The sequence below is a fragment of the Alcanivorax sp. HI0044 genome, from assembly GCF_001634945.1.
Map to the genome: position 1 here is coordinate 23255 of NZ_LWEZ01000435.1, position 7859 is coordinate 31113.

Here is a 7859-nt window from a genome sequence, read left to right on the forward strand (position 1 = left end):
TTTACTGATCAGCACACTGGGGAGACATACGTGAAGGCCAAGCCAAGTTATCGCGCCGACATCGAAGGCCTGCGCGCACTGGCCGTCATCCTGGTGATCCTGTACCACTATCAGGTGCCGGGCATTACGGGCGGCTTTATCGGTGTCGATGTCTTCTTCGTCATCTCCGGTTTCGTCATCACCCAGCTACTGGAGCGGGCCTTCCAGAAAGGAACTTTCCGGTTTCGCGATTTTTATGCCCGCCGTATCCGCCGCCTGGTGCCGGTGTTTCTGCTGGTCTCCACCGCCACCTTCCTGATGATCTCGCCGTTTTATATCGGCGACGCCTACTATATTTTTGCCAAAAGCTGGATGGCCTCACTGATCGGGCTGAGCAACCTCTACTACTTCAACGAGCTCACCCAGTATTTCGCCCCGGAAACCCTGTCGCTTTCCCTGCTGCATACCTGGTCGCTGGCCGTGGAGGAACAGTTCTATCTGCTTTGGCCTGCCTCCCTGTACCTGGCCTATCGTTTCGGCAAAGGCCGCAACGCCCACTGGCCATTCCGTATCACCCTGGTGGCCACCTTTGTGTTATCGGTCTATATGGCCAGCGCCCACCCCGCCGCTGCCTACTACCTGCTGCCCGCCCGCCTGTTTGAATTCATGCTCGGTACCGGCGTCGCACTATTCAGCCAGCAGTTACCTCGCCTGAACCGGGGCAGCGCCGAAACCCTGGCGCTGATCGGCCTCACCCTGATTGTGGCCACCGCCCTGTTGATCACCAAGCACGATCACTTCCCCGGCTATAACGCGCTGTGGCCCACCCTCGGCACCGCCATGGTCATCTACGCCGGCCTGCATCAGCCTGGCACCTTCACCGCACGGCTGTTGAGCCTGCCAGTGATGGTTTTTCTGGGCGGCATTTCCTATTCCCTTTACCTGTGGCACTGGCCACCGGTGGCGCTGATGCATTACCAGCTTATCGAGCTGACCTGGTTGAACCGGTTGCTGCTGATGGCTGGCGTCGTCGTCCTGTCCTGGCTCAGCTTTCGCTTCGTGGAAAACCGTTACCGGCACCGGGAGTGGAGCTTCAAGAAATCATTCCTGATCTTCATCCTGGCGCCGCTGATTGGCATCTGGGCAATCCAGTCCACCATCCGCATCGCCGACGACATCAGTTTCCGTATTCCCGAAGAGCGCCGCGAACTGTACAAGATTATCGCCAACAACAATCCGGCAGACCTCTACAAACGCTGCTTCAAAGGCGAGCCAGTGGAATTCAACAGGAGCGACGCCTGCCTGTTCGGCGCCGAACCGGAAAACGGCCAGCCCAACAGCATGTTGATTGGCGACTCCCACGCCATCGCCCAGATCGGCTTTATCGAACAGCTACTCAAGGGCACAGACTATTCCATGCTGATGGTCACCCGGGCCTCAACCCCATTCCTGCCCCCGGCCATAGCGAAAAAAGTCCAGGCCTCAGACCCAACCAAAGTGGCTCGTAACCAGGCCCTCAGCGACTACCTGAGCCAACGCCCCATGACAGTCTTCATCGGTGCCTGGTGGAATTCGTACCTTAAGTCTCAAAGTTATCAACGCCACTTCGTAGACACCATCGGCTGGCTGAAAGATCAGGGGCACACCGTCATCGTGATGGAAGACGTGCCCGAGCTGCCCTCTTCCTCTTACGCAGAATGCCTACTGAAAAACATGGACGATTGCACGATCAGCGCTGCTGGCGTAGAAGGCTCACTCGACAATTTTTACCGGTACAAACAAGCCGTCCAGCAGCACTACCCGGACGTGCAGTGGCTTAACCCCAGAAAAGTGCTGTGCGATGGCGAACGCTGCCAGACCGTCCTGAACGGCATCCCGCTCTACCGCGATGAAAGCCATCTGAATAACGTGGGCGGGATTGAAATTGGCAAGGAATACCTGAAGCGATTCGGCAATCCGCTACCCGGCGCCCAGCACTAACCCCCTGGACCTGCCTCTGTCAGCGGTTCTGTCAGCACAACAGAACCGCGCCCCCTCTCCCTAGTAACCAGTTTTGACTGTCGATGTGCTCGGCGCCCTCCTCTCCTCACTTTTCCCCTGCAAAAAGGGTCGCGAATACGTGACAAGCATCACAATCTCTTTCGCCAAAAAAAAATCACCCTGATTTGTAAGTCTTTGCTGACAGGAAAAAACGCTCAGCACCTTATACTCCCCGCCCGATGAAAAACGCCGAATGCAAGACACAGGGGAATTATAGTGAGAAATCAGTGGTATCGTATTAGTCGCGCTGTTATTTCAATGGTGCTTTTCAGCGCTGCGGCTCCTGGCTTTGCAAGCCTGGAAGCTCAAGGCCCCGAGCACCTCGTTAACACCACCTCATCCGGTTACGAAGCAACACCGCACATAGCCGCAGACGGGAATAATCAAACGCTGATCGTTTGGACCTCTGAAAACCGCCTGTCCGATGTTGGCCCAGCCATTAAAGGGCAATTTTACAACCAATTTGGTGAAACAGTTGGTCCAGAGAGAACCCTGGTCGATGCGGACCAAAATATTGCTCGCATTCCTGAACAGAACGACTACCCACACATTGCAATGACCATGTGGAACGATGGTGCTTTTGCTCTCGCCTGGTCGGAAACCGGCGACCCCATCAGTGACATCGATAACGACTACAATCTGGTGCTTCAATTCTTCAATAACGACGGTTCTCCAAGCGGTGAGCCTCTCACCGTTGCAAATACCAACGGCAAAGAAGCACTACCCGCCCTCGCCCACAACGACACCGGCCTGGTCATCGCCTGGCAAACCTTTCCCACTGCACTGGATAAATCCATTGATGGCAACACACTGACTTTTCGGCGTTATAACAAAAGCGGCAACGCCACAAGTAACGCAGTTACCGTCACGCAGCCCATGCCGCTCAGCAACCTAGGGGCTATTCCAGCCGTTGCTCTGAATACCAATAACGCGGTATTCCTTGTATGGGGAGCAGATATGCAGGGCAAGAAAACCGGAGAAGAAACGTCACCGCATTACGCTATTAGAGGCGCGCTTTTCGCTGCGAATGATAATCCGATAGGCGAAACATCCACCCTCTTTAGCATAACCGATGTGGGTAGCTACCCCAGCGACGTACACGCGGTCACACTAGACGAAAACCACTTCATCGCCGCCTGGGATAGCGGTAATTACGGAAGCCGGGACCCAATGGCACGGACTGTTTCGCTGACCGGGAATCTTGGTAGCGTCATTGGCCAACAAACCCAGGAAGATAATGCCATCTCGGCTATCGCAAGGGCAAAAAACGACAACGCCTTTATCGTCTGGAACCGTAACGACGGATATAACGATAAGACACTTTATACTCAACAAGTCACCATCAACGGCCTTGTAGGCGAACCTCAACAAATCTCCACCTACACCACGCCAGAAGAAAACCATGTGGCTCTTGCCACAGACAGCGATGGCACGCTCATCGTTACCTGGGAAAGCTGGATAGAGAATGATGACGACGCACCGGATATTTATGCCCGCCGTTTTGAGGTCACGCAAAGCAGCAATACAGAAACCGGCGGAGCAAGCAGTGGAGGAGGAAGCAGTAGTGGAGGCGGTAGCCTGCCCCTTGCTTTGCTTACTGCTCTCGTGGCGTTCGGCAGGTTTCGCAGGAACCACTGGCGGATCTCGGACCGTAGGTCAGATTAGCCTGAAAGGCGTAATCCGACATCCAGGTACGCAATGAAAGCGCAGGTGTATTACACCGCCTGAAACTGCTCCAACGCCGCCAGAATATCCAGTGCATGGCGGCGTTTCACCGGATCATGCAGATCCACCGTCACCATCAGCTCATCCACCTCTACCGAATCCAGCAACTGATCAAGCTGTTCCTGAATGGATTCTGCCGTCCCCAGCAACTGCAACCCCAGAAAGCCCTTCACGCCGGCTTCTTCTTCCGCATTCCACAACCCGGCCATGCTCTGCACCGGGGGCTTCATCCACAACGGCTGGCCCCGGAACAGGGCGAGGATGCGCTGGTAACTGGTGGTGGTCAGGTACTGGGCCTCCTCATCGGAATCCGCCGGCACCGCAGGCACCGTCAACATGGCATAAGGCCTGTCCAGCTGAGCAGAGGGCTGAAACTGATCCCGGTAGATACGCAACGCCTCACGATACAGCCGGGGCGCAAAATGCCCGGCAAAGGCATAGGGCAAGCCACGCTGCGCGGCCAGCTGCGCGCTGTACAAACTGGAGCCCAGCAACCAGATCGGCACATTGGTGCCCGCTCCCGGAATCGCGTTCACAGCCCGTGACGCATCCAACGGCCCCAGCAAACGCTGCAACTCCGCCACGTCCTGGGGAAACTGCTCCGCCCCCAGACCTTCCCGACGCAAAGCACGGCTGGTCATCGGGTCGGTTCCCGGCGCACGGCCCAGGCCCAGATCAATCCGATCAGGATAGAGACTCTCAAGAGTCCCGAACTGCTCGGCAATCACCAGCGGGGGGTGATTCGGCAACATCACCCCCCCGGACCCCACCCGAATGGATTCGGTCGCCCCGGCAATATGCCCGATCAACACCGACGTCGCGGCGCTGCTGATCCCCTGCATATTGTGGTGCTCCGCCAGCCAGAACCGCTGAAACCCCAGCGCTTCCGCATGGCGGGCATAGGCAACGCTGTTGGCCAGCGTCTCACCCACGGTATCTCCTTCGCGGACCGAGGCGAGTTCCAGCAGGGAAAACGGTACAGACTTCGTCACAGTACACTCCAGATCCAGCAAACAACGGGTACCCATGATTTCTGATTACCCCGCAGTTTGTCGAGAGCACAATTATCGTGCCTGCATCACCCCTGATCGATCCCCGCCATTCAGCAGCAGGAAGTAACAACGAGTCGGCACCTCGTTTCTCTCGGATGCCCGCTTAAACAAAAAAGCCCCGGATTACCGGGGCCTGAAACTCAGCTTGCGTTACTTGCCTACGGGCAGTATTTGGCAATCAGTGCGCCATCATTGGTCACCCACTGAGTGATCTGTGAATAAAAGCTATCAGGCGTATTTAAGTGACCTGCGCAACCTGACCGCAGAAGCCAAGCTGCAACGTGCAGAAATACAAATATCGGCTTCGCCATAATACGAGGGCGGCTGCCCTCGCCCTCTTCTTCCATTGCTCTGCATGATGCTGTCGCCCTGCCTTCTGCCCTACCTTTTCCCGGCATCCTGTGGTTCACTGCCGGCATCACGCCCCGGAACACGGTTTGCCATGCCCACACTCAAATGCCCCAGTTGCGAACAGGTCCTGCGCCTTGCCGGCAATAGCTGGCACTGCGATAACGGCCACCAGTTCGATCGTGCCAAGCGAGGTTACACCAATCTGTTGTTGGCGCAGCAGCGCCGCTCCCGATCACCGGGGGACGACAAGGCCATGGTGCAGGCGCGCACGGCTTTTCTTGAACTGGGCCGTTATCAACCATTGGCAGATGCCCTGCTCGCCCACCTGCCGGATGAAGAACCCGCCTGGCTGGATATCGGCTGTGGCGAAGGCTGGTACACCGAGCAGTTTGCCCAGCGGTTGGGCGGCGTGAATGGTGTGGGCGTGGATATTTCCAAGTTCGCGGTGGATGCAGCTGCCAAGCGTAACAAGCGCATCACCTGGTTGGTGGCCAGCGGCGCCCGGCTACCGCTGTTTGATGCCAGCCAGCAAACCGTATTTGTGTTGTTCACCCGCCTGTTCGTGGACGATATCGCCCGGGTGCTGCAACCCGGTGGGGAGTTGATTGTTGTCGGTACCGGGGAAACGCACCTGCTGCCGTTGCGCGAAGCCCTGTACGACGATGTGCGGCAAAGCAGTTTTGATGCGGGCAAGTTTCTGGATGATCGCTTCGAGCTGATCTCCAGCGAGACCCTGCATTGCCAATGGGTTCCGGACTCAGAAGAAGAGCNCCGTAACCTGCTGGCCATGACCCCCCATCACTGGCGGGCACGGCCGGATGCGAAAGCCGGCATTGGCGCCCTGGCCGGCCAGCCCATGAACGGACATTTTGTGATTCAACGCTGGCGAAGGGTGGCGTAGATTGCGTTTATCAAACGTGATGTCGGGTTCGTGTCGGATTACGGCTACGCCTAATTCGACCTACCTGGAAAGGGTTTCGTAGGTCGAATTAGCCTGAAAGGCGTAACCCGACAACATGTCGCACAGCCCTCCCATCACCCCTCTCTTTTCCCAAGCACTCGCTCCAGATACGACAGCAAGTCATCCGCATTGCTCACCGGCGCCCGGTAAGCCAGATGCCCATCCGGGCGCATCAACCAGAGCCGGCCCTGATCGCCGAATGCGCTGGCAAACTCCCCTTCATGGTCACGCCAGATACGGGTGGTACCTTCACGGGGCACATCTTCATCTGCGGTGGCCCGCGCCGCAATCACGGTCAGGTGCACGCGCTCACGGTATTCCTGCCCCAAACGATCACTCAAGGCATACATCACCAGCCGCTCGTTATGCTCGGGGGATTCGCTCAGCTGCAGCAACAAATGATGTACCGGTTTGCGCAACAAACCGTGCAACTGATGCAGATGCCCGGTGCGCACGGATTTCAGCGCCGCATCCGGCAGCCGATCGCCCGGCAGCGGCCCCTGATGCCGCCAGCCCACGTCGGCCTCCGGCCCACAGGTGACCAGCGGCGAATTGCGATAATGCACATCCAGCTGGCTGGCCGTACGCAGCAGTCGACTGGAAATATTGCGGCGGCTGCCCGCCAGCTTCAGCAGGGAATCCCGGCTGCGCCGCAACATCGGCAGTTTCACCAATGACGCCCGTGACAGCATATCCACCCCGTAAAGCATTTTCTCCGCCACCGGGCGCCGTTCCTGCTCATAGCTATCCAGCAAGGCGCCCTGCCCAAACCCCTTGAGGTAAAACGCCAACTTCCAGCTCAGGTTGAACGCATCCGCGAGGCCGGTATTCATGCCCTGGGCGCCCAGTGGACTTTGCACATGGGCCGCGTCGCCGGCCAGGAAAACCCGGTTACGCCGGTAATGCTGAGCCAGCCGACGTTGTACGGAGAACTGGCTCAGCCAACGGGGTTCACCCAAATCAGGCACGTCCCCAAGAATCGACGTTAGCCGTTCGCTAAAAGGCGCCAGACTTAAGGGTGTTTCCGGCGTCTCACGGCTGGCCATAATCAGCCGCCAGCCCTGCGGCAGAGGCAAGGCCAGCAACAGCCCTTCTTCCCGCAGGAAACCATGGGAACGGTCGTTGCTCCAGGGCGCATCCCAGGGCACATCCGCCAGCAGGAAATGCTCGCTGTAATCCACGCCCTTGAAACCGATGCCAAGCTGCTCACGCACCGTGGAACCCACGCCATCGGCTCCCACCAGCAGCTCGGCATTGAATGTCTGCACCTCCGCCCCCTGGCGAATACGCGCTTGCACGCCGCTGCCGTCCTGACGGAAATCCAGCAGCTCGGCACTGCGAATCAACTCGCCGCCCAGCATCCGATATCGGTCGATCAACACCGCCTCCACCTCGGATTGCGGACAACTGAGCACCCACGGGTACGGCGCTTTCAGAGCAGTGAGGTCCAGTTCGAAGAGAAACCCTTTATCCCCGTATACCGATACAGCCTTGAGGCGCCGCGACGCCTTGCGGATCGGCGCCAGCACATCCAGCGCCTCAAAGATTTCCAGCGAACGGGCATGCAGGCCCAGCGCTCGGGAATACGGCGATGGCGCCGCAAGACGATCGATGATGCAACAGTGGATACCGTGGCGGCGCAAGCCGATACCCAGTGCCAGCCCGGTGGGGCCCGCACCGACAATCAGCACCTGCGGTGTGCGGTTCTCGCTAATGGCGATGGTACACTCTCCTTATGGCACCCTATTGGC

General features: G+C 58.0%; 5 protein-coding genes. 3 read left to right on the plus strand and 2 right to left on the minus strand.

What is annotated here, in order from left to right:
* Positions 1-30 precede the first annotated feature (30 nt).
* A complete protein-coding gene (locus tag A3730_RS05335; protein WP_063520188.1) occupies positions 31-1959 on the plus strand; it encodes an acyltransferase family protein in 1929 nt (642 codons plus the stop codon).
* Between the two features lie 276 nt (positions 1960-2235).
* Positions 2236-3684, plus strand: a complete 1449-nt coding sequence (locus A3730_RS05340) for a hypothetical protein (protein WP_063520189.1) — start codon at positions 2236-2238, stop codon at positions 3682-3684.
* 50 nt (positions 3685-3734) lie between these two features.
* Here A3730_RS05340 and A3730_RS05345 read toward each other — a convergent pair whose 3' ends face one another.
* Entirely contained in the window at positions 3735-4772 is a 1038-nt protein-coding gene (locus tag A3730_RS05345; protein ID WP_063537650.1) for an LLM class flavin-dependent oxidoreductase, read from the minus strand.
* Positions 4773-5238: 466 nt separating this feature from the next.
* Between A3730_RS05345 and A3730_RS05350 the strand changes: the two genes are divergently transcribed.
* Complete coding sequence (locus A3730_RS05350; RefSeq protein ID WP_063537652.1) at positions 5239-6048, plus strand: putative RNA methyltransferase; 810 nt, start codon at positions 5239-5241, stop codon at positions 6046-6048.
* 134 nt (positions 6049-6182) lie between these two features.
* Here the strand turns inward: A3730_RS05350 and A3730_RS05355 are convergent, their stop codons facing one another.
* Entirely contained in the window at positions 6183-7799 is a 1617-nt protein-coding gene (locus A3730_RS05355; protein WP_063520797.1) for an FAD-dependent monooxygenase, read from the minus strand.
* Positions 7800-7859: the final 60 nt, after the last annotated feature.

What these genes read in the sequence shown, in the direction of transcription:
- A3730_RS05345 (WP_063537650.1), bottom strand. Translation starts at nt 4,772, where the DNA reads ATGGGTACCCGTTGTTTGCTGGATCTGGAGTGTACTGTGACGAAGTCT.